Origin of the sequence: Shewanella sp. SM87, assembly GCF_025653705.1 — a bacterium.
Lineage (GTDB): Bacteria > Pseudomonadota > Gammaproteobacteria > Enterobacterales > Shewanellaceae > Shewanella > Shewanella oncorhynchi.
This window is the reverse complement of sequence record NZ_JAKKSC010000026.1, coordinates 21,946-46,539: the sequence shown is the minus strand read 5'-3', so window position 1 is coordinate 46,539 and position 24,594 is coordinate 21,946. Positions and strand designations below refer to the sequence as shown.

General features: G+C 44.9%; 27 protein-coding genes. 13 read left to right on the top strand and 14 right to left on the bottom strand.

Going from position 1 to position 24,594, the window contains the following annotated elements:
- Positions 1–8: 8 nt before the first annotated feature.
- Positions 9–698 carry an energy-coupling factor ABC transporter permease gene (locus tag L5M11_RS18020; protein WP_263186271.1) on the bottom strand — a complete coding sequence of 230 codons (690 nt, stop codon included), beginning with the start codon at positions 696–698 and terminating at the stop codon, positions 9–11.
- Between the two features lie 131 nt (positions 699–829).
- On the opposite strand from L5M11_RS18020, the gene L5M11_RS18015 reads away from it, so the two are divergent.
- Positions 830–1,291 carry a hypothetical protein gene (locus tag L5M11_RS18015; RefSeq protein WP_263186270.1) on the top strand — a complete coding sequence of 154 codons (462 nt, stop codon included), beginning with the start codon at positions 830–832 and terminating at the stop codon, positions 1,289–1,291.
- A gap of 137 nt (positions 1,292–1,428) precedes the next feature.
- Here the strand turns inward: L5M11_RS18015 and L5M11_RS18010 are convergent, their stop codons facing one another.
- Genes L5M11_RS18010 through L5M11_RS17995 form a run of 4 tightly spaced genes read right to left on the bottom strand, consistent with a single transcriptional unit; the run spans position 1,429 to position 6,774 of the window.
- On the bottom strand, positions 1,429–1,608 hold the full coding sequence (locus tag L5M11_RS18010; protein WP_006081200.1) for a Trm112 family protein: 180 nt from the start codon (positions 1,606–1,608) through the stop codon (positions 1,429–1,431).
- 10 nt (positions 1,609–1,618) lie between these two features.
- The gene (gene lpxK / locus L5M11_RS18005; RefSeq protein WP_263186269.1) at positions 1,619–2,614 is read right to left on the bottom strand and encodes a tetraacyldisaccharide 4'-kinase; all 996 of its coding nucleotides are present in this window, start codon (positions 2,612–2,614) and stop codon (positions 1,619–1,621) included.
- Entirely contained in the window at positions 2,615–4,423 is a 1,809-nt protein-coding gene (gene msbA, locus L5M11_RS18000) for a lipid A export permease/ATP-binding protein MsbA (RefSeq protein ID WP_105252892.1), read from the bottom strand. It abuts the gene before it with no gap.
- Positions 4,424–4,455: 32 nt separating this feature from the next.
- Positions 4,456–6,774, bottom strand: coding sequence for a DNA internalization-related competence protein ComEC/Rec2 (locus L5M11_RS17995; protein WP_263192889.1), 2,319 nt, complete (start codon positions 6,772–6,774; stop codon positions 4,456–4,458).
- Positions 6,775–6,806: 32 nt separating this feature from the next.
- On the opposite strand from L5M11_RS17995, the gene L5M11_RS17990 reads away from it, so the two are divergent.
- The 6 genes from L5M11_RS17990 to L5M11_RS17965 all read left to right on the top strand — a co-directional run bounded on the left by L5M11_RS17990 (position 6,807) and on the right by L5M11_RS17965 (position 9,942).
- Positions 6,807–7,316: a DUF2062 domain-containing protein gene (locus tag L5M11_RS17990; RefSeq protein ID WP_028760402.1), complete on the top strand. Its 510-nt coding sequence runs from the start codon at positions 6,807–6,809 to the stop codon at positions 7,314–7,316.
- Between the two features lie 257 nt (positions 7,317–7,573).
- A complete protein-coding gene (locus L5M11_RS17985) occupies positions 7,574–7,978 on the top strand; it encodes a phosphate-starvation-inducible protein PsiE (protein WP_028760403.1) in 405 nt (134 codons plus the stop codon).
- A 158-nt stretch (positions 7,979–8,136) separates the two neighbouring features.
- The gene (locus tag L5M11_RS17980; RefSeq protein ID WP_263192887.1) at positions 8,137–8,439 is read left to right on the top strand and encodes a PilZ domain-containing protein; all 303 of its coding nucleotides are present in this window, start codon (positions 8,137–8,139) and stop codon (positions 8,437–8,439) included.
- Positions 8,440–8,515: 76 nt separating this feature from the next.
- Positions 8,516–9,184, top strand: coding sequence for an AAA family ATPase (locus L5M11_RS17975; RefSeq protein WP_028760405.1), 669 nt, complete (start codon positions 8,516–8,518; stop codon positions 9,182–9,184).
- Positions 9,171–9,515, top strand: coding sequence for a replication protein RepA (locus tag L5M11_RS17970; RefSeq protein ID WP_105252895.1), 345 nt, complete (start codon positions 9,171–9,173; stop codon positions 9,513–9,515). The genes L5M11_RS17975 and L5M11_RS17970 overlap by 14 nt, the downstream gene beginning before the upstream one ends.
- 229 nt (positions 9,516–9,744) lie before the next feature.
- Entirely contained in the window at positions 9,745–9,942 is a 198-nt protein-coding gene (locus tag L5M11_RS17965; protein WP_263192899.1) for a hypothetical protein, read from the top strand.
- On the opposite strand, the gene L5M11_RS17960 is transcribed toward L5M11_RS17965, so the two are convergent.
- Entirely contained in the window at positions 9,869–10,111 is a 243-nt protein-coding gene (locus L5M11_RS17960; protein WP_263192885.1) for a YecH family metal-binding protein, read from the bottom strand. The two genes, L5M11_RS17965 and L5M11_RS17960, sit on opposite strands and share 74 nt — an antisense overlap.
- Positions 10,112–10,239: 128 nt before the next feature.
- Between L5M11_RS17960 and L5M11_RS17955 the strand changes: the two genes are divergently transcribed.
- From L5M11_RS17955 to L5M11_RS17935, 5 genes are all read left to right on the top strand, one after another.
- Complete coding sequence (locus tag L5M11_RS17955; protein WP_263186264.1) at positions 10,240–11,937, top strand: sensor histidine kinase; 1,698 nt, start codon at positions 10,240–10,242, stop codon at positions 11,935–11,937.
- The gene (gene btsR, locus L5M11_RS17950) at positions 11,934–12,644 is read left to right on the top strand and encodes a two-component system response regulator BtsR (protein WP_028760409.1); all 711 of its coding nucleotides are present in this window, start codon (positions 11,934–11,936) and stop codon (positions 12,642–12,644) included. The genes L5M11_RS17955 and btsR overlap by 4 nt, the downstream gene beginning before the upstream one ends.
- Before the next feature lie 199 nt (positions 12,645–12,843).
- Positions 12,844–14,304 (top strand): carbon starvation protein A, encoded by a 1,461-nt coding sequence (locus L5M11_RS17945; protein ID WP_219252149.1) that lies wholly within the window; start codon positions 12,844–12,846, stop codon positions 14,302–14,304.
- A gap of 182 nt (positions 14,305–14,486) precedes the next feature.
- Positions 14,487–14,870 carry a VF530 family DNA-binding protein gene (locus L5M11_RS17940; RefSeq protein WP_198572217.1) on the top strand — a complete coding sequence of 128 codons (384 nt, stop codon included), beginning with the start codon at positions 14,487–14,489 and terminating at the stop codon, positions 14,868–14,870.
- Positions 14,871–15,039: 169 nt separating this feature from the next.
- Positions 15,040–15,495, top strand: coding sequence for a FlxA-like family protein (locus tag L5M11_RS17935; protein WP_263163214.1), 456 nt, complete (start codon positions 15,040–15,042; stop codon positions 15,493–15,495).
- Between the two features lie 52 nt (positions 15,496–15,547).
- Here L5M11_RS17935 and L5M11_RS17930 read toward each other — a convergent pair whose 3' ends face one another.
- The 7 genes from L5M11_RS17930 to L5M11_RS17900 all read right to left on the bottom strand — a co-directional run bounded on the left by L5M11_RS17930 (position 15,548) and on the right by L5M11_RS17900 (position 22,151).
- Positions 15,548–16,492, bottom strand: coding sequence for a hypothetical protein (locus L5M11_RS17930; protein ID WP_263163216.1), 945 nt, complete (start codon positions 16,490–16,492; stop codon positions 15,548–15,550).
- Positions 16,493–16,549: 57 nt separating this feature from the next.
- Positions 16,550–17,164 carry a GTP cyclohydrolase II gene (gene ribA, locus L5M11_RS17925; protein WP_006087423.1) on the bottom strand — a complete coding sequence of 205 codons (615 nt, stop codon included), beginning with the start codon at positions 17,162–17,164 and terminating at the stop codon, positions 16,550–16,552.
- Between the two features lie 273 nt (positions 17,165–17,437).
- Entirely contained in the window at positions 17,438–17,794 is a 357-nt protein-coding gene (locus L5M11_RS17920) for a YibL family ribosome-associated protein (protein WP_028760414.1), read from the bottom strand.
- 114 nt (positions 17,795–17,908) lie between these two features.
- Positions 17,909–18,370, bottom strand: coding sequence for an anaerobic ribonucleoside-triphosphate reductase-activating protein (gene nrdG, locus L5M11_RS17915; protein ID WP_105252903.1), 462 nt, complete (start codon positions 18,368–18,370; stop codon positions 17,909–17,911).
- Between the two features lie 104 nt (positions 18,371–18,474).
- Positions 18,475–20,592, bottom strand: coding sequence for an anaerobic ribonucleoside-triphosphate reductase (gene nrdD, locus L5M11_RS17910; RefSeq protein WP_263163218.1), 2,118 nt, complete (start codon positions 20,590–20,592; stop codon positions 18,475–18,477).
- A 261-nt stretch (positions 20,593–20,853) separates the two neighbouring features.
- Positions 20,854–21,543, bottom strand: coding sequence for a hypothetical protein (locus L5M11_RS17905; protein ID WP_131524327.1), 690 nt, complete (start codon positions 21,541–21,543; stop codon positions 20,854–20,856).
- Positions 21,544–21,662: 119 nt separating this feature from the next.
- Positions 21,663–22,151 carry a MarR family winged helix-turn-helix transcriptional regulator gene (locus tag L5M11_RS17900; RefSeq protein WP_105252906.1) on the bottom strand — a complete coding sequence of 163 codons (489 nt, stop codon included), beginning with the start codon at positions 22,149–22,151 and terminating at the stop codon, positions 21,663–21,665.
- 146 nt (positions 22,152–22,297) lie between these two features.
- Here L5M11_RS17900 and L5M11_RS17895 point away from each other — a divergent pair, with 146 nt between their 5' ends.
- Positions 22,298–23,308, top strand: coding sequence for an NADP-dependent oxidoreductase (locus tag L5M11_RS17895; RefSeq protein WP_263144477.1), 1,011 nt, complete (start codon positions 22,298–22,300; stop codon positions 23,306–23,308).
- A gap of 135 nt (positions 23,309–23,443) precedes the next feature.
- Here L5M11_RS17895 and rssA read toward each other — a convergent pair whose 3' ends face one another.
- Positions 23,444–24,391, bottom strand: coding sequence for a patatin-like phospholipase RssA (gene rssA, locus L5M11_RS17890; RefSeq protein ID WP_105252908.1), 948 nt, complete (start codon positions 24,389–24,391; stop codon positions 23,444–23,446).
- Positions 24,392–24,594 lie beyond the last annotated feature (203 nt).

Genomic DNA, 24,594 nt, shown 5'->3' with positions numbered 1-24,594 from the left:
TATTACATTTACTTACGCCACAAATATTCACGGTCAGAATAATCAAACAACCACTGGGGCTGATACACCACCAATAGCGTCACTGCCATGCCATTAAGCAATGCCTCAGGGAATGCCAGCAAAGGGATCATCATCAGGTAGTCGTCCACTAACACATTCCAATCGTAATCCGCTGCAGACCACAACCACATCGCCCAACTCAATTGATGAAACACAGTTGAGAGGCCCGCATTGATAAAACCACCGACGAAGATGAATACAAAAATATGCTTAGGAAATAAATGGTAACTGCGACTGTATAGGATAAAACACAGAAACAGCGGCACGGCCATAGCGAACAAACTAAAAGCACCAAAATCAGCGGGCTGCTTTAATACAAAAAGACTAAAAAAAGCGCTCGGCAACAGCAACATTAGAGTCGCAAGACGCCAGCCGAACATCAGCATACAAGTGACAATTCCCAGAAAATGCAGATGCAACCCAGTTTGAATACTGGCATTTAACGACCACAGTGCATTGATCCCCACCAACGTCAGCAACAAACGTAATTGGAGATGTTTATCCCGCCGGAGCTGCACTAACTCTTCTTTTGGCCATATGGCGTAGATCCATAACGCCAAGAACATAAGGCATATACCTTGAGTCAGGCTCATATCCCATTCGATTTGCGCCCATTTATTCGACCAAAACGCCAACATTACTCGCCCATCCTTAATCCATTACACCTATCGGCGCGTACTCAGCCAATGAGAATGCCATAAATCCATGAACTTTAGGGCCATATTAAGGTATTCTTCTGTCAGTTAATAACTAAGAGTTAAATTTGATTATGCCGTTTCGATATCTCAGCCTTGCCATCTTAAGTTGTTTCTCGCTCATCGCCTGCAGCAGTGCGCCAATTGACCCGAGTGAACTCGCCGGAAAATTACGGGATAAGTTAACGACGGATATTAAAAGTGATGGCCTTAAACTCTTCAGCTACAAAGCGCGTCTGGTCGATGAAAAGTCGACAATGAATGATACAGATCGCCCTTTTCCACACGAGGCACGCATACGTAATATGCAAGATCCCCGTGAGCAACGTCGCGCGATGCAAGATCTACAGGACTCATTAGAAATTTGGGGGAGACAGGTTGATTTGGGTTTAATCAAAACCCTTGAAATGACGGGTTATTGCCGCGAAGGTTATATTGAATTAAGCCGAATTATCGAGCCTGGTCGAGGAGAAATCCGCGGTGAGTGCCAAGAGGGTGCAACCAATGCTGATAAACAAAAATTTATGAGCTATTAACTAAACTCAAAGTAATGAAGAAACGTGCACAGTTACCAATACAAAAAACTTAAATCGGCTAAAAATAGCGAAAACGATAATAAGCAGAATAAAAAGTAAGCATGCGCGTATGAGACAATACGCGCATTCACATCACACTAGACTGATTCGGTCAGTGGCACAGCACGATTTTCCAATAACACAGGGATACCTTCAGTGATCGGATAAGCAAGTTTATCTGCCTTACAAATCAACTGCTGCGTCGTTTTATCGTACTCAAGTTTTCCCTTACACACAGGGCAAGCCACTATATCTAACAATTTTTTATCGAATGCCATGGAAGTTTCCTTATTTAGCTGCAGCCACTTCACGAAGACGTGTGAGCAGCTGTTCATCAAATTGTGGGGATAGCTTGGCATCGACCGCCAAATACCACCAGTTTTCTTGTGCAAAATCGCGACATTTAACCGCATCTTTTTCTGTCATCAACAGTGGCAAGCCTTGGGCTAAATCACCTAACTGGGTTTTATCGTAAGCCTGATGGTCATCAAAACCGTGGCAGAAGGCCAGTTGATAGTCTTGTGCGCGCAACGATTCAAAGAAACGTGCTGGATTACCTATGCCTGCCATCGCAACGAGCGGCAGAGACTTATCGAAAGTATATTCACCAGACATCGCATCACATTTAACAGGCTTCACTGCTGTAGGTGTCAGTTGCATTTCGAACTGCCCTTTTGCCGCTGGGCCGCCATTACTGACGATAAAATCCACGGTATCGAGACGCCACGCGCCTTCACGCAATGGACCTGCTGGCAATAGCAAGCCATTGCCTAAACCGCGCTGACCATCAATTACCACCAGCTCAATATCGCGTCCCAGAGCATAATGCTGTAGGCCATCGTCACAGATGATGACATCAACACCAAACTCAGCAATAAGCGCATTAGCCGCATCGACCCGTTTAGCGCCAACCACCATAGGCACTTGAGTACGCGCCACTATCATGGCAGGTTCATCACCCACCTCTGCCGCACTTGCACCTAAGCAAACCGATTTAACGCCTTGAATATCAACACCGTAACCACGACTGATCACACCAGGGTGAAATCCATGTTGGCGCAGTAATTCAATCAGATAAATCACAGTTGGCGTCTTACCGCTGCCACCGACGGTAATATTACCGACGACGATGACAGGTACAGGCATTGCCGTTTGTGATGTCATCCCGAGGTGAAACAAAGCGCGGCGCACATAAGTGATAACCGCGAATAAGCCAGATAAAGGTAACAATAGCCATCGCAGTGGATGGCCCTGATACCAGATTTTATTCACTAAGGCCTGCATCTAACTACCAAATTGCATTTGGTATAATTTGGCGTACATGCCATCTAATTCCAATAGTGATTGGTGCGTCCCCCGCTCGACAATCCGCCCCTGATCGACTACTAAAATCTGATCGGCACTCTCGATGGTCGACAACCTGTGGGCGATCACTACAGATGTGCGGTTTTGTCTGAGGTTATCTAACCCTTTTTGAATGGCTTTTTCTGACTCAGTATCCAGTGCTGAGGTCGCTTCATCGAGGATCAACACGGGCGCATCACGCAACATAGCACGCGCAATCGCAATCCGCTGCCTTTGACCACCGGACAATAACACACCATTCTCACCCACTTGGGTATCAAGGCCTTGGGGCAGCTGATCAATAAACTCCATCGCATAGGCCAAGGTCGCAGCTTCGATGATCTGCTCACGAGTGGCTTCACCTGGGTAGGCGTAAGCGATGTTATTGGCTATCGTGTCATTGAACAAGGTCACCTGTTGCGATACTAGTGCCACTTGATTACGCAGCGATTTTAGCGAGTAATCGTAGATACTGACGTCATCAAGCAGAATATCGCCGGATTCAAGGCCCGTATAAAAACGGGTCACTAAACTCGCAATAGTCGACTTACCTGAGCCAGAACGTCCAACTAAGGCTAAGGTTTGTCCAGGTTTGACTTCAAAATCGACATTCTCAAGTGCACGACGATCTTGGCTGTCATAGGTAAAACACACATTATCAAAACGTAGATGACCCTTAGCACGCTCGACAGTATAAGTTCCCGTATCGGACTCAGGCAGCGTATCCAGTAATTCAAACACTGTGGTACAAGCCGCAATACCCCGTTGAAATTCGGCATTCACTCGGGTTAAGTTTTTGATTGGCTGTAACATGGCCATCATAGCGCCAAGAATCGTCGCGAAGGTACCCGCGGTAAGATCAGCTTTCATGCTGTCTAAGCTTGCCGCATAAAGTACAAAGGCTAAGGCGAATGAGCCGATAATCATGATCAGAGGCTGACTAATGGCTTGTGCCACAGCTAACTTCATATTTTGATGGCGGTTTTGATCGTTTACTTTAGCAAAACGGGTGGCTTCGGTTTCCTGTCCACCAAAGGCCAATACGTTTTTATGGCCTTTAATCATTTGCTCCGTAGTCGCACTCACCCCGCCCATGGCTGTTTGAATTTGCTTAGAGACCTTGCGGAAACGACGACTAACCACCGCAATGACCATGCCCATGATAGGACCAATCACAAGAATACAGAGGGATAGTTTCCAAGAGTTATAGAACATCAGCACCAGCATACCAAACACAGTCACACTATCGCGGACGATGGAAATCAAAGCACTTCCCGATGCTCGAGCGATTTGCTCAGTATCAAAAGTCACTTTTGAGATCAAGTTACCGGTATTTTCCTTATCCATATAACTGACAGGCAGGCTCAGATAATGCTCAAACACTTGCTGACGCATGTCCATGATCAAACGTGCACTCATATATGAAATGCCGTAAGTCGAAACAAAGTTAGCAAAGCCACGTAGGGAAAACATAACGATAACCACAAGCGGCGCCATCATAAGCACGTCGTTGTTTGCGTGGAAACCTTCACTGGTTGGCAATGCGATGCCGTTGGTCACCGCAGCAGGTGCGCCGCCGGAGAAACCCTTATCAATAAAGGGGCCGATGAAAGCGATAAAGGCGGCATCGACGAGACCATAAATAATTAATCCCGCAACTGAAAGCATAAACATGCCTTTCATCTGTTTTATATAGCCCAGTAATCGTTTGAAAACTGTCCACATTTCGTCTTTAGGAGATGTTGTCATTGATAACACTAAATTATGGCAAAGTAGGCATTCTACTCTGGATTAATCAAGTCACCAAATCTAAACAGAGAGTTGTACCAAAATGGCGCTAAATCACCACGATAGGTCTTAACCTCTCGCTCAGACTGCTGAAAAATCACACTAATCTGCCCTTCTATACCTGTAGTTAGGCCCATAATCTCCCGTTGCTGATACCGTTCAACCACTGTGGATTTTGGAAATCCCCAGCGATTAGCAAAACCAGCAGGAAACAAGACTAACTTGGGGGCAACAGCATCAATAAAGGCTTCAGTTGACGAGGTTTTACTGCCGTGGTGGGGCGCAACGAGCACTTCACTTTGTAACTCATACTCACCACTTAGGGCACGACTTAATAGCGAAGTTTCGATTTGCTTTTCGATATCACCCGTAAGCAGTAGACTCTGCCTGTCATCATCAATGCGTATAACACAGGAACCATTATTACCCGCTAACGCTTGAGGCGGAGAAAGCAAATTCAAGCTCAGCCCTTGCCATTGAATCTGCCTTGGGCGGCAATCTTGGCCGCTAAAGCCTGCCACGTCTGTGATCACTAAAGCCTTAGGGTAAGCCTCAATCAAAACAGGGGCACCACCTGCATGATCGTTATCGCTATGGCTGATAACAATATAATCAATCTCTTGAATGCCTTTGGCTTTTAGGAAAGGCAATATCACCCGCTCCGCATAACTGAAGTCATCACCAAAGGCGGCACCAGTGTCGTAAACCAGCCCTCTACCATTCTTTTCAATAACCACAGCTAAACCTTGGCCTACATCCAGTAAATGCATAGCCCATCGATTATTTTGAACGGGTGACCACAGCGTAATACAGAAAAGCAAAGCGGGAATAAACAGTAAACTCAGCAGGCTTAACCAAGAAGAATAATTTTTATTTTTAGGCACATAGCGCCATAACACACCACCGATGAACGCAGATAACCCCAAGGCTAATATCGTATCTGAAAGCGCTAACCAATGGGCTGGCAATTGCTGGCTTATGTCTAGCAACTGCGCATAGGGTGATAAACTCCAATCACTTAGGCGAAGCAGTCCTAACCAAGAGAACCCAAACGCAGTACCAACCCACCAGCATATAAATCCCGCCATAGCTAATGGGATAACAACAAAACTAAACCATGGCACAGCTAGGATATTCATCCACAAGCTGTGTAAACTCACACCACCAAAGAGTGCTCCTTGCAGTAATCCAAGCCCAAGGCTCAAGCGCCACTGGATGGCCCAAAATTGTAAAAGCCCCGCGCCTACACGCGTCCTTCGAGTCGACACAGCCGTAAACTCTTTGGGCTGGATGACTAAGGTATATAAAATCACCCCTAAAGCACAAAACGACAGCCAAAATCCCGCACTTAAACAAGCAAGCGGGTCGAGTAACAATACGACAAACAATGCAAACAGCAAGCGCTCCCACGCAGTAGAAAATCGCTTTAATAAACTCAGTAGCATTAACAGTAAAATCATCACGAGTGCACGCTGAGTCGATACACCAAAACCTGCAAGATAGGCATAAAATGCTGCGCCTATACCTGCCGCGACTAACGCAAAAGTCATATTACGTCGACTCTGATGTGACACAAAACGACTCAATCCAAACAAAAGGCAAGCGTATACCCATGCCGCGACAACGGAGAGGTGCAAACCGGAAATCGCCACTAAATGGCCAGTGCCAGTCTGCCTTAGTGCTTGCCAACGAGCTTGTGAGATCAAATGCTTATCCCCCAAAAGCAAGGCAAGTAAAATGTCACCTTGAGGTAAAGAGGCTAATTCAGGTGTCAATGCGCTTATGAGGTCATTACGCAATGAAGGCGAAACCGCAAGTAACTGCGCCTCAATCACTCGTCCTTTACCGACAACATGTTGACTGATTAATTGTTTTTGTTCGTTGTAGCCGCCTTGATTTAGCACGCTAGCAATGCTCTTAGGTGTCAACGTAAACAGCCAAACCTGACCCACATCGACTTCTGGCGGATCTTTCCACGTGAGTCGCAATTTTGCGTTTGGCCCTAAGATTAAATTTGGTTTAATGAGCGATATATCCAAACTTAGCCAGTCGCTGTTTCGACTAACTAGTGATATGATTTCGCCCCTTACCTGTATAGGTTGTTGTAACACTGGCAAATCCTGCCTAGATAATCCTAAGCAAAAACCAGTTAGCCATGCTACCGCAAAGAGCCCACCTGCACAGACAGGGATTTTTCGGTGTAAGATTAACGCCCCAACAACAAAGTAGGGTATGTAACTGACTGGCGGCAGCGAAGGCCATAACATCGCTGATAATAAGATGGCACTAAAGCCAAACATGAATCGATTCATAGTGAATTAAGTTAAGACAGCAATTTCAGCATATGCCAAAAAAATTAATTAAAAGATTTATGCCTAAGCCTGAAACCTTGCGTGAGCATAAACACTTACGCATGTTCGGACGCTTGTTACACAATCCCAATCTATGGGCACTTAATCGAAAATCCGCCCCAGGCGCATTTGCCGTAGGGTTATTTGTCGCTTGGATCCCAATGCCATTTCAGATGGTTGTTGCAGCGGCTTTTGCCATTCTATTTAACGTTAATATTCCTGTTTCAGTTGCATTAGTATGGATAACCAATCCCTTAACTATGCCAGTGATGTTTTATGGGGCGTATTTACTCGGTGCTAAAATACTCGGCCATGCTCCGCAAGATTTTGCCTTCGAAGCAAGTTGGCAATGGATTGAAGCATCGCTTGCGACCATAGGTCCGGCATTCTTACTCGGGTGTCTAGTGCTAGGAGTGGTTTTTTCCGCTGTCGGTTATTTGCTGATTAATAATCTGTGGAAATATTCAATTATGTTTAAGTGGCAGAAACGCAAGAATAAATAATCTTTTATATTCAAACCGCTTATGTTGGTACAACGATTTAGTCGAGGTAACAGCATAAGCGGATTAACACATTCGCTCTCGCTTCCCTTTTGTTCATCATATAAATCACCTTCTACATACAAGCACGTTAACTCCACTTTGCGCCGAATTTAAGATCGTACATATCTGTGAATTAAATCACACAGCGGCGCCTAGCTTTTCCCTAAAAACAGATTTTTGCTGTTACTATTTATAAAAACATCAAGTAGGGAATATCCATGCCTTTTTATCATCAATATGGTTCTAAAAGCCTTAAAGCCGTTGAACACTTAGTCCTATTTATTATTGCCATTGCCACCGTTGTCGCAATAGGCCAAGAAATTGTGCATATCATCTCTGTACGTATGGTCGCACTGGCCGATTTACTCTTGTTATTTATTTTCTTAGAAGTGTTAGCCATGGTGGCTAACTACTATGAATCCGGTAAGTTACCAGTACGTATGCCGCTTTATATTGCGATTGTCGCCTTGGCCCGTTACCTAATCTTAGATATGAAGAGCATGGAAGACTGGCGTATCGCAGCAATATCATTATCGACGCTAATTTTAGCAGCAACCGTGATTGTGATTCGTTGGGGCCAATTAAAAATGCCTTATCCAAAAAATCAAGAATACGACAATTAATCAAATACCTGAGTTGGTGCTATTGAAACCTAAATCAATGGCACCTGCTTTTCTCGTTTTAAAACTATTATCAAAGACCTAGCTTTCACATTGGTATTCTGCCAAAAAGCAATTATGCTAGTTTTACTGAGATCAATAATTTACGGGGCAATTGAGTTATGGGTGACCATACTAGTGGTTTTGAAGAAAAACGCACATCGCTGCGAGTCGACATGGAAGCAGAGCGCGTGGTCTTGAATTGGATCGACACTCAAGGCATGAAGCAAACAGATGAAGGTGTGTGTATCGACTTAGCAAGACGCGGCATTTTATTCGATTATAAAAATCCGTTTGCACTGGGCGAACTCATCGAAGTGACCTTTAATCCCAATTCATCCCAACAAAATACAGTTAAAGGACAAGTCTGCCGTTGCGCGAGATGCCATGACCAAAGCTACCATATTGCTATGCAACTGCTTTAATTTAACTTAAATTTCGCAGCTTTAATGGCTCTGTTCTACACTCAATGAATTGAACAATTCATTAAGGGGCGTCAGTATGATCTTGCTGGTAGGTGGTGAAAAAGGTGGTAGCGGAAAAAGTTGTCTCGCTCAAAATCTTGCCGTTTATATTAAGCAAAAATTTCAGGCAAACGTCCTCATGGTCGATTGTGATCCCCAACGCACGACTTCAGATTGGATCCAAGCAAGAAATAATGATCCAAGCCTCCCAAGTATTAATTGCATCCAACTTTACGGCAAGATTCGTAATGATTTACTCAGCCTCAATGAGCGTTTTGACTACGTAATTGTAGATTGTGGTGGCCAAGATAACTTAGCCATGCGCGCAGCTATGTCGGTAGCGACTTATGTTGTGATCCCCCTCAGACCCAAAAGACGCGATCTCAAAACATTACCCCACATGGAAGACATGCTAAGTACGTGTAAGATGGTGAATCCTAAAATGATCGCGACTATAGTGCTAACCCAATGTCCAGCGCTTCCTACACAGTTTAAACGCATTTTAGAAGCCAAAGATGTGGTGCAATCCTTTGGACTAAGAGTGCTAAATTCAGTTACATTTTGCCGAAATATTTATGATGACAGTGAAGAAAGAGGCTCTTCAGTCGTCGAAATAGAACCCGATGGGAAAGCAGCCGATGAGATCCGCGCCATAGCGGATGAGTTATTCGCAATGCCACCAGAAAATAGCTATGAGCTTAACTGATCTTAAACGTAAGAAACCTAAGCAAATCATCAAGCCGGTTTCTGTCGATGATTTCATTGAAGATGCCAATAACTACGCCTTAGGTAAGGCGAGTTTATTAGCTGCGCCCACAACACACACCATAGTTAAGGGCTTAGATAAAAAATCGACTAAGATTTATCGCCACGCGACCTTTACCCTCACTGAAAACAGCATTTCCCAGCTTGACGCCCTATCGAAATCCACCAATATTGCAAAATCTCGATTACTGCGTATTTTGATCAATGAATTTACCCAACTCACCCCCGCACAGCAGGAGCAAATTGCAAATAAGCGCCACGATGAAACCTGAGCTTCAACAAAACGATTACACGTCTATGTGACTAAAACTAATCAACGAAATAAAATGAGTACACGCTATTGTCACTGTGTATTATACCAATCATATTAAATAGTTAGTCAGTTCAGAGCCTCACTGGCATCTCAATCCAAGGCGCATTGACGCAGAAATGATCATTCACTTTTAAGTAATGCAACACCGGAGTGGAATGCCTGTGGCTCCCGAAGGGCGGCTGATGTTAATGGCATCGCGCTTTATACTCCGTTTAATACTTTCGACAGAGCACCACTATGCCTTCAAGCCTTCGCCTTGTCTAAAGCGCATTAAATTTCCGCTGAATGAACAGATATTTAATACGATTGGTATTAATGCTCACACTTTCGCCCAGCTACAAGTTGAATACCTTGGGACGTTTCGTAAAACTTACCTTTACCTATGAGTAACTCAATTAATGCTTCGGCACTCAAATCAGTTGCACTACAAGTATGGTATCGAACCGCCGAGCCAAACTTTTGCTCCATCATGGAAATTAATTCAGGCTTTATAATAGCGGCCCCTTGAGCTACCATCAGCGCCATAACATCATGACCGTGAACAGAATTGGACATATGTCCTCCTAAAGATGCAATATTATTGTTCTTTATATCCTAACGGTTAAATTCGAACCCTGATCTCGCGCACAAACTTTCAAATGGGGACGACTGCGCCGACATCTGTGACGATAATGTGAGCCATTATGTCTTTGATCCTATTACTGACCCAACAGATGTCGCTGTACTTAGTGATCGTTTACTTAGTCAGTAAAACACCGCTGTTTAAACTGTTTGCTGAAACGTCTCCTCGTCTGCCACATAAGATTTTTATGTATCTGATTTTTTCGAGTTTCTGCATCATGGCCACTTATTTTGGTGAGCAAACCTCGGGAGCGATTGCCAACACTCGTGCTATGGGCGCAGTTTTAGGCGGATTATTAGGAGGACCGGTTACTGGTTTTCTGGTGGGGCTGACTGGTGGGCTACACCGCTACAGTATGGGCGGTTTTACTGATATAGCCTGCGCCATCTCCACCACCTTAGAAGGCTTATCCGCAGGGATGATAAGCTTCTACTTAAGACGCGCAGATAAAAGTGAGCTCATCTACAATCCATTACTCGTTTGCCTAGTGACTTTTTATGCTGAAATGATGCAAATGAGCATCATACTTTTGGTTGCACGCCCCTTCGATGATGCATGGGAATTAGTACGTCAAATCGCGCCGCCCATGTTATTAGTCAATTCCGTGGGAGCGGCACTCTTTATGAGCATGATCCGTGACCAAAAAACCATGTTTGATAAACTCTCATCGAGCTTTTCGACTAAGGCATTAAAAATTGCCGAACGCAGTGTCGGATTACTATCCAAAGGATTTAACGAAGAAAGCAGTAGTCATGTCGCCCAAATCGTCATCGAAGAAACCAATGTGGGTGCAGTGGCCATCACGGACAGGGAAAAACTGTTAGCCTTTATTGGCATAGGCGCCGATCACCATCTCCCTGGTACACCGATTTCGTCCAAAATCACCTTAGAAGCCATCAATCAAAATAAGGTCATGTTCGCCGATGGCGTTGAAACGCCCTATGCATGCTCTATTTCTTCTCATTGCCGTCTAGGGTCAAGTCTAGTGATCCCGCTGCGCAGTGATACTGAAGTCATTGGCACGATTAAACTCTATGAGCCTAAGAATAAACTTTTTTTGAATATCAACCGTACTTTAGGTGAAGGTATTGCCCGCCTATTATCAAACCAAATTCTTTATGGCCGGTTTGAGCAACAGCAAAATCTACTGACTCAAGCCGAACTTAAATTGCTGCAGGCTCAGGTCAATCCGCACTTTTTATTTAATGCACTGAATACCATTAGCGCGATTATCAAACGTGATCCTGATATGTCTAAACAGCTACTGCAGCAGTTATCGCAATTTTTACGGATCAATTTAAAGCGAACGACAGGCTTAGTGACGCTTGGGGATGAGCTAGATCACATAGCGTCCTATCTCACCATTGAAAAAGCGCGTTTTATTGATAAATTACAAGTCAGTATCGCGATACCTGAATCACTCTACCACTGTAAAGTCCCCGCCTTTACCCTGCAGCCAATTATTGAGAATGCCGTAAAGCACGGCACTTCGCACATGATTGAGCAAGGGCAGATTAAAGTGACTGGCAAGCTCGAAAATGATGTGCTGGAGCTAGAAGTCACAGACAATGCCGGGTTGTATCAGCCCATTGAGGGATCAGAAGGCCTAGGGATGAACTTAGTGCATAAGCGAATTCAAAATATTTTTGGCGAACAATACGGCGTGACAGTGGAGTGCGAGCCCGATCAATTGACTCGTGTCACCATAAGATTGCCCATAGAAAGCCCTGAAACATCAAATATGGATACCCGCACGTGATCACTTGTTTAATTGTCGATGATGAGCTGTTTGCTCGTGAAGAATTAGCTGACCTTTTGGGGCAAGAACACGACATCCAAATCGTCGGTCAATGCGCCAATGCTATTGAGGCATTACAGAGCATAACCAAAGAAAAACCTCAGTTAATCTTTCTTGATATCCAAATGCCACGCATTTCGGGCATGGAACTTATTGCAATGCTCGACCCCGATGACATGCCGAAAATCGTGTTTGTCACCGCCTACGACGAGTTTGCCGTCAAAGCCTTCGACAATCATGCCTTCGATTATTTACTCAAACCCATAGATGCCGACAGACTCAGTAAAACCCTCACTCGCGTGCGTAAAAATCTAACGCCTCAGGCTATGGACTCCATTACCCCAAAGAGTCTTGAACATATTCCCTGCTACAGCGGCAATAAACTCAAAGTCATTGCAATCCAAGATGTGGAATATGTGTTCAGTGACTTAAGCGGCATCCATGTGGCCAGCACGAAAGGCAAAGTCCATACCCAGTTGACCTTGAAAGTGTTCGAAGAAAAAACCCCACTGGTGCGCTGCCATCGGCAGTATTTGATTTCACCTAAGGCGATTGCTGAAATTGAGCTGTTAGATACAGGGGCTGAAGTCACCACTCATTTAGGCGATAAAGTACCCGTATCACGCCGCTATCTTAAAAGCCTTAAACAGCTATTTGGCTTTCAATAAACACAATCCAAAAGTCATCTTAGCGACGTATTTTTAGCCATAAGATGGCCAACAACACTCACAGTTAACATAAAATGGTAACCACTTAAGCTCGCCTATTGCCGCTCACACTGCATTTTCGACCACTCATTGAGATTACAAAGTTTTATATCAACAACTTGTTTACACTCGCCAGAACTCAAATGGGGAGATAACAAAAATGATGTGGTTCCTACTCTGTGTCGGTCTACTGATCGGCGGCTACTTTATCTACGGCGCCTTTGTCGAGAAAGTCTTCGGCATTAACGCTAATCGTCAAACACCCGCTTTCAGTCAAACTGATGGCGTCGACTTTGTACCTATGTCTAAAGGCAAAGTCTATCTAATTCAATTATTAAACATTGCAGGCGTAGGCCCAATTTTTGGTCCTATCTTAGGTGCACTCTATGGTCCTGCAGCCATGTTGTGGATTGTGGTTGGCTGTATCTTTGCAGGTGCAGTACATGACTACTTCTCCGGTATGTTGTCAGTGCGCAATGGCGGTCAATCCGTGCCAAACCTTGCGGGTAAGTATTTAGGTAAGAGCGCCAAACACTTCATGAACGTGTTTGCTATTGTGCTGTTACTGCTTGTCGGTGTGGTCTTTATCTCTGCGCCTGCAGGCTTACTTGGCAAGCTTACTGGTTGGGATGTCAGTATCTTCGTTGGTATAATCTTCGTCTATTACCTGATTGCAACTGTGGTACCTGTCGATAAAATTATCGGTCGTCTGTACCCCTTCTTTGGCGCTTTATTGTTCTTCATGTCGTTTGGTTTAGCTTTCGCAATTATGCTATCAAGCGAGCATACCTTACTGCCTAACGTACAAGCGGGCGATTTCTTCCAAAACTTAAATCCGAACGACATGCCACTTTGGCCTGCACTATTCATCACTATTGCCTGTGGCGCAGTATCGGGTTTCCATGCTACTCAATCACCGTTAATGGCCCGCTGCGTTGAAAACGAGACAAATGGTCGCTTCGTCTTCTTTGGCGCCATGATTGGCGAAGGCATAATCGCATTGCTTTGGTGTGCCATCGCGTTGTCTTACTTTGGCGGAGTAGAAGGGTTGAGTGCGGGTATGTCAGGTAACCCTGCCAACGTCGTCTATGAGGCATCTACCGGTCTGTTAGGCGCTATCGGTGGCTTTATGGCTATCCTAGGGGTGATTATTCTGCCGATTACCTCAGGCGATACGGCTTTCCGCTCTGCGCGTTTGATTCTGGCTGAATTTTTCAATATGCCACAAATCTCACTACCAAAGCGCTTAGTGTTAGCTCTCCCACTGTTTGTTATCGGCGGCATATTGACCCAAGTGGACTTTGGTGTGATTTGGCGCTACTTCGGTGTAGCAAACCAAGCCACTGCAGTATTAATGCTGTGGACGGCTTCGGCTTACCTGCTACGACATAACAAACTACATTGGATTGCGACAATTCCAGCGATGTTTATGACCACTGTGGTTATCACCTTCCTACTGAACTCGTCAACCTTAGGTGCCGGTTTACCTATGACGGTATCAACCATAGCGGGCATAGTCACAACCTTAGTGATTACAGCACTCTTGATTGTGAAAACCAAAGGTAAAGGCGAAATTGATTTACCGGTTGAAACTGAGCTTAAAGAGACAGTCAAAGACTAGTCAAACAGTCCAAATGACCAAACTAAAACAGGCGCTTTATTGCGCCTGTTTTGATCATACTGCTCCACCAATAACAGCTATCACAGGTTTGAGCTAGCAAGGAATTCAAGCTTGACTCGATACCATTCCACACTGTATCAGGCATACAAAACTGCTATACTCCCGCCATAGCACATTGCAACATGCATAATATGAATCAATCGAATAACCCGCTCCACGGCATTAAACTGGAAACGATCATCACTTATTTAGTCGAGAAATACGGCTGGGAAGAATTAGGTGAAAGAATTAATATCCGTTGTTTTACCCACGATCCCAGCATCAAATCCAGTTTACGTTTTTTGAGAAAAACAGAGTGGGCGCGGGATAAAGTCGAATATCTTTATTTAAGAGCCAATAAATTACCCTTGCCGCCACCCAAAGTAGACTCTAGTCAAACGGCTAAGAAGCCTGCGGCAAAAATTGCGACGAAGAAAACCAATCAAACTCCCCCTGACAAGTCAGCTAAAAGCGATAAACCTAACACAGATGACAAAGTAAATAGCCATATTTGGGGTAACAGTTAATCTTCGCCCTCTGCAGCCATAAAACGTGAACAGCCCTCACTTAAGGGCTGTATTATCATCAGCTCTATCGCGCTTTTTGCCAAATAAGCCAAAAATTAGCTTCAGTTTTCCAATTAATGGCCGATAGCGATTTGAGTATCAACACAGTTTGCATCTAATGGAGTATGGAATGAGCATTAATGGAATAAACAGTGCCACAATCGGCTCAACTTTCACTCCGGTATCGAGCGCATATATCGCAGCAACTCCTGCCACAACAAAAACGGCGACTAATGAATCGACAGCAGATGCGCAGGATACTCAAGACACAGTCTCCATTTCTTCAGCCGGCCGCGCCGCATTGTCCGCAGATGTAGGTGCCCCTTTAAGAGACAATGCTGCAGCCAAAAAAGATGGAATAGAAAATGATGCGTCAGAAGAGCCCATGACGTTAATCGACCAACAGATCCAGAAAATAAAAGAGCAGATCAAAGCACTACAAAAAATGCTGGCCAAACTTAAAGGAGATGACTCTGAGGTTGCGGAGCAACAACGTAAGTTAATCCAAGAACAGATAATGCAGCTAAGTAGTCAAATAGCAACCTTGACTGATAAGAAGATGCGCGACGCGCAAAAGTCAGCTTAGACAAGATAACTTACCAATAGTCTTTGTAATACAGCCCGTAATGGATGATAACCTAGATAGGAAAGCTAAACATTAAACGCCAAACATTGAGCCCATCGCCACGACGATAACTAAATCCGATGCGATCAACACTCAATAATTCACCGCCTAACGGCTTAGAAAAGGCAAGGGAGAAGCCTGCCTCATAGCTGCCAGAAACAATAGTATCTTGCTCTATCTCGCTGATAAATCTGAGTTCATTGAAATACCAATAACCCACGGCAAAGATCCTTGGTTGCACCTGCAGATCCCACCATTGCCAGCGTGGTGCTAACCCTAAATCAACACCTGTTTGTAGTACTGCAAATTGATCCGAAAACTTACCATAGTGCTCACTGTACCCAGCAAAGCGTAATCTCGATACCCACACAGCATCCTGCCCTGCTAAGGTAAAGTCATACAAGCTACTGATCCCTGAGGCGATAATAGCAACGTTATCGTTTTTATCGAAGTTAGTGCCAAAACCGATATCTAAATACCCTTCCATTCGAGTATTTTCGCTCGCCTGCCAATGATGCTCAAAACCTGGGGTAACTGTCATAGTGCCTATCGACGACGGTAACTCGCCTTCAGTGATATCTTTGGCTAAATAATCAAAAAAGCCAAAGGAGATAGGTAACCGTAACCAAGTTTGGCTACCGCTATCTTTCTTCAAATCAAAAGTTAACGGAATACTAACGACGGTGGCATTTTGGTTTGCAGCGCGGTAAACGCCAGTGCCAAGATAACTACCAAAGGCGTAAACAGAATTTGGATTAGTGCTAGTTTCTATCGGATTACTACCATTAGCATTATTAGGTGCATGATTGATAGAAAAGTCGGAATAATCCGCTTGAGATGCAGATATAAATGTATTTGTAGCAGAGACACTATCGGCAAAGGTGGTAGGAATAACGCTCAGTAATGCCAAGCACATTAGCGACAAGCTTAATAGCAACCGACTGAAACAATGGCTCAATTGACTTAAACCTTCCTCATTTTTAACTCAATCGGTCGACTCATCATGATGACAAAACTACTTATTTTCATCCATAAAATGATATTCAGACATCATGTGTCCAAGCTCAGTGGATTTAGTTTTTAAGTACGCTTCGTTATAACGATTTTTACCAACTTGCAGCGGTACGCGCTCAACCACTTCGATGCCAAACTCCTTCATCGCTTTCACTTTACGCGGATTATTGGTCATCAAACGCACATGCTTCACCCCTATCTGTTCCAGCATAGGCTTGATCATGTCGTATTTACGCATATCCGCTTCGAAACCGAGTTGCTCGTTGGCTTCAACCGTGTTGGCGCCTTTATCTTGCAGCTCATAGGCGCGAATTTTATTCAGCAAACCAATGCCACGGCCTTCTTGGCGTAAATAGAGGATAAAGCCACTGCCCGTTTCCGCAATATTTTGCATGGCAGCTTGTAACTGAAAACCACAGTCACAACGCAAGCTAAATAAAGCATCGCCGGTTAAACACTCGGAATGAATACGGCCCAACACAGGTTCATCCGCACTGAGCGTACCGAATGTGAGCGCAACATGCTCTTTACCTGATTCGGTATCTTCAAAACCATGCATGGCAAACACGCCCCAAGGAGTGGGTAACTTTGACGTCGCGACATATTTTATCGACATACTTAACCTTAACGACAACTCTCATTCCATGAGACGAATAAGATCCCTAGAAACAAAACGAGGATTAGGCACTTAGCCAACTAAGCGCACCATTCTAAAGTGTTTTCGAACAATCCAGAAATACTTTAGTGTTTTAATCAACTAAACCAAACATGAATGTCTTTTCGATGGGCAGCACGAAGGAATGGATTAAAACGAAGCAGTGCATTAAATACAAGGAGCACAAACACGTGATCGACACTCGATCCCGTGCCAGTGACATCCTATCCCACATTAAAATTTTGCGGGAGCGTATCCAGTAACTTCCGTTAGCCCCATTTCACGGCCGATAGCCGTCATAGGGTGGATTACCACAAGCCCTTTGACAGACTTTTTCAGTTTGCCCATGTCTGCTTGTTCCGCTTTTGTCAAAGCACGATGGAAAGGCAAACCTTTAATATCTGACCCTTGCTTATTCAATAAGCGGGTTTGTTGCCCTTTCACACTGCCGATTTGCTTAGTGACCGCAGCGATTTCGCGTTTGAACTGGGCAATAATGACGTCATCGCCTCTTTGTTCAGCCGCAGCAAGTTTACGACGAAATTTATCTAATTTATCGTTAAGCTGCTGCAGTTCTTGCTTTAAATTCATTCTGTTACCTTAAATTACCTAAGTTAGCCACAGTAAAATCTTAGCCTGATTATGCTAGCGTCTGTGTCAAGGCCTGAGATTATAGCAGCAAGTTACAGATCCTCGTTACCGCTTTTATAACAAACGAATGATCTGATTGCTGCTACCGCGAAAGACAAGACTCGGATCGGCAAGACTTTGTTCAAATTTTCCGTCCACCAGCACATCAATATAAGCCAACACGGCGCGCTGTTCATCACTCAACTCATCGAGCACATAACCTGTCCACAGCCAAATATCCTTCCCCTTACACTCAGCCTTGACTCGTTTGACGAGCGTCAAAATGGCACTGAGATTGACAGGCAATAAAGGATCTCCGCCCGAAAGCGATAAACCACGGCGCACAATCCGCTGATCATTGAGATCGGCAATAATCCTATCTTCCATCGTCCTATCAAACACATGCCCAGAACGGGGATCCCACGTGCTTTGGTTGTAACAACCGCGGCACTGGTGCTCACAGCCAGAGACAAACAAGGTCGCACGGGTACCTGGGCCATTGACCACATCGATAGGGAAATATTGATGGTAATTCATTGATGGTCACTCATAGTGCATTTCATCTTTTAACACTGACACTCATCCCGTGGCACTATTTGATGCCACGGAATAAGTCTAACAGGCAGAATAAGGTAATAGTGTTACAAGTGTTTGATCCTGCGTTTTACTTCTTCTTGCTTGCCATAATTAAAGGGCCGCGCATCAGGACTGCCTAAGTAACCGCACACACGGCGCGTCACAGAAACCCGACTAGGCTCATGATTGCCACACTTAGGGCAAGTGAACCCTTTACTGGTACAACTAAATTCACCGGTAAAGCCACAGTCGTAGCATTCATCAATTGGCGTGTTAGTGCCATAGTAAGGCACGCGGCTGTAGCTATAATCCCAGACGTTTTCCAGCGCTTCGAGGTTATGCTGCATATTGGGATATTCGCCATAACAAATAAAGCCGCCGTTCGCGATAGCGGGATATGGCTGTTCAAAATCAATTTTATCGTAAGGGTTAACACTTTTTTCCACATCGAGGTGGAAACTATTAGTGTAATAGCCCTTGTCCGTCACCCCTGTGACTAGCCCAAATTGCTTCGCATCCAGTTTACAAAAACGGCTGCAGAGACTCTCACTTGGCGTGCTATACAGACTAAAGCCATAACCTGTTTCGGCCTTCCACGCATCCGTGGCCGCTTTAAGATAGGCTACAATAGCGACGGCTTTTTCCCTCAATTGTGTATCATCAAATACATGGGTTTGGGGGCCATAGAGTGCATTCATGGTTTCATGCAGTCCAATGTAACCGAGTGAAATCGACGCACGGCCATTTTTAAAGATTTGCGCCACATCATCATCAGCGCGCAAGCGTACACCACAGGCGCCTTCCATATAGAGGATAGGTGCCACGCGGGCTTTAACACCGTTCAGTCGCTCAATACGGGTATCCAGTGCTTTACGAGCTAATACTAATCTGTCATCTAAAATGCGATAAAATTCAGCTTCATCGCCATTGGCTTCTAAGGCAATCCGCGGCAGGTTTAAACTGACCACTCCCAAATTATTGCGCCCTTCATGCACAAGCTCGCCATTTTCTTCATAGGTGCCTAAAAAGCTACGGCAGCCCATTGGGGTTTTAAATGAACCGGTCACTTTCTCGACTTGCTCGTAGTTGAGAATGTCGGGATACATGCGCATTGTCGCGCATTTGAGCGCCATCTGTTTTACATCGTAATTGCAATCGCCCGCTTTATGATTAATACCATCGCGAATCGCAAACACTAGCTTAGGGAATACTGCCGTCTTGCGATTTTTACCCAATCCCGCCATCCGCACTTTGAGCATAGATTGCTGAATTAAGCGTGATTCCCACGACGTACCTAAACCAAACCCAAAGGTCACGAACGGTGTTTGGCCATTGGCGGTGTGTAAAGTATTGACCTCATATTCCAAAGACTGGAATGCATCGTGACATTCTTTTTCAGTTTGCGCCGTGGCAAAGGCTTTGGCGTCGGTAATCTTCCAATTCAGGGCAATTTGGTAATGCTTGTCGTAGCTCTTAGCGACAAATGGCGCTAACACTTCATCGATACGGTTGATAGTAGTTCCGCCATAGATATGACTCGCCACTTGGGCAATAATCTGCGCGGTCACCGCTGTCGCTGTTGAAATAGACTTAGGGGTTTCAATTTCGGCATTACCCATTTTAAAGCCGTGGGTCAACATGCCAGCTAAATCAATCAACATGCAGTTAAACATCGGGAAAAACGGAGAGTAATCTAGGTCGTGGTAATGGATCTCGCCCGCTTCATGGGCAGCGACCACATCCTTTGGCAAAATATGACTCTTGGCGTAATGTTTGGCGACTATGCCCGCGAGTAAATCCCGCTGAGTAGGAATGACTTTTGAATCTTTATTAGCATTTTCATTGAGTAAAGCCGCATTGCTTTGCTCAACTAAACCACGGATTTCGAGGTTGAGTTTACTGGTCGCTTCACGGCACACATCTCTGTCGTGACGGTATTCGATATACACCCGCGCCAGGGACTTGTACGGCCCTTCCATCAGTAAATTCTCAACCGCATCTTGTAGATGGTGGATATCGACTTCAGCTAATGGCGCGACGCTCTGACTGATACACGCTGCCACTGTCGCTGCATAGTCGCCATCCTCTATTCCAACTGAGTTTGCAGCGGCATTCACTGCATCCCTTATCCTTGTTTCATCAAAAGGTGTGCGGCAACCATCACGCTTAATTACGACTGGCATTGTTCAGTTCCTCTCCATCTCGCCTAAAAATTAACACTACATCTAGTGATTTTAAAAGCATAAAACACAATATGTAGAGCATTAGGCTACAATGACGGTAAGGAGTCCATGATCCAGATCATAGTTTTTAGGATGAAATAAAAGAACAAACAAGAACTGCAGCTAGGCCCAATTATCTGAAAATTGCGCCTTGACCTGCTGATTAAACCCAGCTAGTTGAATGCGTGACAATTTGTGTTTATCACGCACTATGGATGTGAATTAACGTTTAGCAAGCGCAAGATAACTACTGAGTTGGCCCGATGCAGATTGATGCGCCCCCATAGATGAAGCGAGTTGCATCATAGATTTTAGCCCCTGCCACTGCTGCTTTTGAGCATCCGTAAGCGGAGGTTCGGAATTCAAATAATCCGTCAATTGGCTAAGGACTTTCGTGGCCTTCTGGGCTAGCACCGGCGACTGAGCATCATCCATATTGGTTAAGACGCTCTTAGCATCAACTAAGGTATTGATAAGAGGATTATTGGGTGATTTTTTAGCTAATGATTTGATTTCATCATCTAAAAAATCTTGCAACGATTGTTTAGTCGGCGTCGTTGTGCTCGGCACTGTAATACCGTTTTTCGATAAACGCTCGAGTTGCACATCCGATAAAATGCCATCTTTTTGTAAGCGCGACACCAATGCGGGAATATCGGCGACGCCAAATTGACCATCGGCAAAAAAATCCTTCGCCATCGATTGAATTTTCTGTGCGCGTTGCGCCCTTGGCGACAGCGCTATCTCATCGGTTTTACCGTTATCGGGTTTGGTAGCATCCGTCTGCGTTTTATTTGTTTCTATCGTAGTATCGGTTTTAGCCGTGCTCGTCTTTTGGCTATTGGCACCATAGGCATCGGCGATACTGGCACTGCTGCGATTAAGATTAAAGGCATTTAAAATAGAATTCATCGTCAAAAATTCGGCGTCTAAGACTCAATGACGGTTTTAAAGCAAAAACTAAGCCAATCAAGTATTAATCTGTGCAGATCCTGAGTTAATAGCATCACTATGCATAAACCAACTTATATCTAGGACTGTATATCTTCGATCAAGGCAAGACATTGCCGCCTTAGTAAATCGAGTGCCTCAGCGTCCATCTGCACTTTATCAAGCAAGGTTTGCTTCAAGGCAAGAGCTTCGTGCCTGATACCCTCTCCTTGACTTGTCAGAGTGATCAGCTTTTTCCGCTCATCTTCAACGCAGGCTAATCGCGTAATCAACCCCTTCAACTCTAACCGCTTGACGATTGGCGTTAGGGTTCCCATATCGAGTTTAGTCGCCATTGATAGCTGGGTTTGGCTACAGCCATTTTGACGCCACAGGGTTTGCATCACTAAATATTGAGGGAAAGTTAACTCGTATGCCTCGAGTAGAGGCCGATAAGCACGCACTAATGCATTGCTCGCAGAATATAACGCGAAACAAACATTATCGGATAAACAGAGTGGATCGCTAGAAGCTTGGCTATGAGTCTGTTTTGTAGCGTCTAACTCAGGTTGAGGTAAGCAATTTTGCACGTTTAAGCGCCTATCATTTAAACATAACGCTATCTTATCCGATCTGTCCCACCCCATCTAGTTTGCGCGCAAACTATTTGCATTCAATCTTAAAGCCACGTAGAGTTAACATCATTAGTTTGCGCACAAACAAAAGGTGAGTTTTTATGAAGAGTATGACTGAAACCCGTGAGATCCATCTAGCTAGTCGCCCAGAAGGCATGCCTACAGCACAGAACTTTACTTTAGTAAATAAAGCGTTAGCACCACTCGCTGATGGACAAGTGCTGATTAAAAATCTATGGATGTCGGTTGACCCTTACATGCGCGGGCGCATGGTTGATCGCAAGAGTTATGTTCCGCCCTTCGCCTTAAATCAAGTCTTAGAAGGCGGTGCGATTGGTGAAGTTATCGCGTCAAAAAACACCGAGTTCCCGGTTGGTACTAAAGTCAGCAGCATGCTAGGTTGGCGTGAACACGCAGTCACAGATACCGCAGGACTGACCGCTTTACCACTAACTACGCTTGATAATTCACATTTCCTCGGCGTACTCGGAATGCCAGGCATGACAGCTTGGACAGGACTGACTCGCATTACAGATTTAAAAGCGGGTGAGACACTGTTCGTTTCCGCAGCCTCTGGCGCAGTAGGTAGCGTAGCCTGCCAAATTGGTAAACTAATAGGTGCTCGTGTAATAGCCTCTGTCGGTTCAGATGAAAAAGCTGAATTATTAAAAAGTTATGGTGTTGATGCGGTCATCAATTACAAAACTTGTGGCAATCTCACCCAAGCGTTGACAAAAGCCGCCCCAGAAGGAATTGACGTGTATTTTGAGAACGTCGGTGGCGAGCATTTAGCCGCAGCACTAAGCAATATGAAAGATCATGGACGTATCGCTGTTTGTGGTATGATTTCGCAATATAACAACACAACTCCAACACCTGGCCCTGACAACTTAGCCCTAATTGTAATGCGAAAACTCAAGTTAGAAGGTTTTATCGTATCCGAACATTGGGCGCATTATCCTGAGTTCACCGCAAAAATGGCTCAATGGTTAGCGGAAGGCAAAGTCAAAGCAGAACAAACAATTTATCAAGGGCTTGAACAAGCACCTGATGCTTTTATCGGTCTATTTGAAGGTAAGAATCGCGGTAAAATGTTGGTAAAACTAGCCTAAGTCACCAACAAAGCGGTATAAACATCTCAATATGAGATAGCAAATAGTCGGTATCGCGAAAGTGATACCGACTTTTGTTTATCTTGCAATCAAACGCTATCTATATGAAAGCTTTTGACTCTACATTTTGCATCATCAGCCTTTCCAGAGCGCAGCTTCAATCAAGTGGGCGACTTTCTCCACCGCCGCTTCGCCGGCGGCAATCGCCTCATCAGCACGGTGAAACTCCATAGTGCCGATATTTCCCACCTCTGGCACAATACAAATATCTGGTGGATCGCCCATCAACCGCGCCCGCTTATGTCTTTGCTCTAAAATACCCATAGATTGCGACATCACAGCAATCATCCCCGGATTCGATTTAGTGCCGAGCGAAAACTTATCGGTTAGGTTACTGACATAATCTCGGCCACGGGCAAATAAATCCATAAAGCCCGTTTCTTGTCGCGCTGGCATATCCATTTCAGCTTGGACAGTCCTTTGGCTGGTCATATTCACGGGTAACACTTGGATACGCCCAGAATGATAGCCATATAAATCCACTGCAATCACCACATCAACGCCCATGGCGCGGCTGACCGAAACAGGAACAGGATTCACTACAGCACCATCGACTAACCAGCGTTCTCCTTGTCTGACCGGGGCTAAAATCCCCGGCATGGAGCAAGAGGCCCGTACCGCTTGCCGTAAATCCCCTTCAGTAAACCAAATTTCCTGACCAGAGTATAAGTCAGTCGCGACGGCTGCAAAGGGACGATTGAGATTCTCAATATTCACATCTCCTATACGTGCATGCAGCACATCGAACACCTTGTCTCCGCCGATAAGCCCGCCCTTACGCCATCGAATATCCATCAAGCCAAGCACGTCCCAACTAGAAAAACCGCGCACCCATTTTTCTAACTCGGGTAAATGATCATGGGCGTAAGCGGCCCCCACTAAAGCCCCTACCGAACATCCAGCCACTTTATCGGGCTTAATACCCATGGCAGCTAAACCATTCAATACACCTATATGTGCCCAACCTTTCGCCGCCCCACTACCCAAGGCAATACCTACCGAAGGGGTTGTTCCGTTAGCCATAAATCATTTCTCCTGTAACTCAATGCAGTACACGATAACGTAAAATCCTGCCATATCCACTGTCAATCGGTAAAAACGACACAATTAAGAGGTTGTAATACCAATGTAAATAAATACAATCAACAGAGCATAAATGGCACACTTTCTACATCAATCCGTGCATGAAGCAGAGATAATCACCGATGTGGATAGCTGAGCAAGGG